This window comes from Mesorhizobium sp. M4A.F.Ca.ET.050.02.1.1 (assembly GCF_003997725.1).
Lineage (GTDB): Bacteria > Pseudomonadota > Alphaproteobacteria > Rhizobiales > Rhizobiaceae > Mesorhizobium.
In genome coordinates, this window is sequence record NZ_RZSG01000946.1 from 1 (window position 1) to 2,068 (window position 2,068).

Sequence of the window (2,068 nt, forward strand, 5' to 3'; positions counted from 1 at the left end):
ATGTACATCCGCATGATGGGCGCCTCTGGCCTCAAGCAGGCCACGGAGACGGCCATCATCTCGGCCAACTATGTGGCGACACGGCTCGCGCCGCATTTCCCGCTCCTCTACAAGGGCAGGCACGATCGCATCGCGCATGAATGCATCCTCGACACGCGCGTGCTCAAGGAGAGCGCCGGCATCAGCGTCGACGATATTGCCAAGCGGCTGATCGACTATGGCTTCCATGCGCCGACCATGTCGTTCCCGGTCGCCGGCACGCTGATGGTCGAGCCGACCGAGTCCGAGCCCAAGCGCGAGCTCGACCGTTTCTGCGAGGCGATGATTGCCATCGCCGGCGAGGCGGCCAAGGTGGCGAAGGGCGAGTGGCCGCTCAACGATAACCCGCTTGTCAACGCGCCGCACACCGCGGCGGAAGCGCTGGCCGGCAGCTGGACGCATCCCTATTCGCGTCTGGAAGCGGCCTATCCCGCAGGCGATGCCGACACGTCGGCCAAATATTGGCCGCCGGTGTCGCGCATCGACAATGTCGCCGGCGACCGCAACCTCGTCTGCTCCTGCCCGCCGCTGTCGGAATATCTGGGCGCTGCCGAGTAGCGCTCGGGAGCGATCAAGCGGAACGCAAGGCCGGCCCGTCGGCCTTGCTCACCTTGTCCAGGACAAGAACGCAGTTCCGTCCGGCATGCTTGGCCGCGTAGAGTGCCTTGTCCGCCTCGGCCAGCACATCGTCGAGGCTGCTGCCTTCGGCCTTGCCGAAGCCGATGCCGCCGCTGACAGTGCTGCGCAGCGGGCCGCGCGGGGTTGGCACCACCTCGGCGCCGAAGGCGACGCCGATCTTGCTGGCAAGATCGAAGGCCTTGTCTTCGGTCATGCGCGACATGACCAGCGCGAATTCCTCGCCGCCAAGGCGGAAGGCGTCGACGCCGCTCCTGCCGTACTTCCTGATGATCGCGGCGAAGCGGCACAGAACCTTGTCGCCGACCGGATGGCCGAACAGGTCGTTCGTCCTCTTGAAATGGTCTAGGTCGAACATCACCACCGCCATGAACGGTCCGAAGGCGCGCTCGCCATAGAGCGAGTTCAGCGCCCGCCGGTTCATCAGCCCGGTCAGTGGATCGGTCAGGGTCTCGGCCTTCAATTCGATCTGCGCCTGCAAGTGGTGCAGCGAAAGCGTCAGCGCGCCGAGACCGGTCATGCAGGCGACCGCAACGACGGAATTCAGCCGTTCGGCCCAATTGTTGGGTGCCAAGCCAAGCACCCACTGTCCACGGATCGCCAGCACTAAGCCACACAGTGCGAAGGACACCGCACAGGTGCCGCTGAGGAATGAGACGACCAGCAGGATCCGGCGATCATGACCGCCGCCCTTGATCCAAAACATCACACCGATCACGACGAGCAACGCCGTGACAGTCGCATAGGTGAGGATGAAGCCGATACCGTCAAAACCGAAATAGGTGACGGCGGCGCAAACGGTCATTGCTAGCAGGGTCGGCACAATCACGCGCTTGTAGCCGGGCACGCTGAGATACTGCATGGACGACAGGCAGATCACCAAAAAACCCAGGTTGAGCAGCGCAAGGGTAGCCTGGCACAGCAAAGGGCCGGGCTCCTTTGTGTACTGCCAGAACAGCACGACATGCGCGACAAGCACGAGCATGCCGCACGCCACCGTCAGCACGAAGTGCGCCCGCGGCGCGGTGAACCAGATCGCAAACAGCGTGATGCTGAGGCACGAGCCCGACAGCGCCGCCGCGAGCAGGAGCGAACTAAAATCCAACATTCTTGAGCGCAGCCTCTTGGGAGACGTCGGTTGCATCCCCATTCTAGGTTAACGACGGCCCGCCGACACCGTTTTCAGCTAACCTTTCGACGCAACCTTCGGACAAGGTTTACAAAGCGTCCACTACTATGAAGGGCACGCGCGAAGACTAGAGACGTTCTGGTTTATATTGAAACAGTTCTGTCGACGATCGCGACGCGACCCGTGCGAAAGAGGCCGCATGCCCGATGTTGTGCATCGCGCATGCGGCTGACAAAGCGGCGTCCGCCAGCAGGAAGCCGCATC

At 63.0% G+C, this 2,068-nt stretch carries 1 protein-coding gene and 1 pseudogene; one reads left to right on the forward strand and one right to left on the reverse strand.

All coding sequences use genetic code 11. The features are described from left to right. Nucleotides 1–597 (forward strand): annotated as a pseudogene (locus EOA33_RS33470) (glycine dehydrogenase (aminomethyl-transferring)); the annotation flags it as partial. A 13-nt stretch (nt 598–610) separates the two neighbouring features. Here the strand turns inward: EOA33_RS33470 and EOA33_RS33475 are convergent. Then, a complete protein-coding gene (locus tag EOA33_RS33475; protein WP_126054276.1) occupies nt 611–1,783 on the reverse strand; it encodes a diguanylate cyclase in 1,173 nt (390 codons plus the stop codon). Between the last annotated feature and the right edge of the window lie 285 nt (nt 1,784–2,068).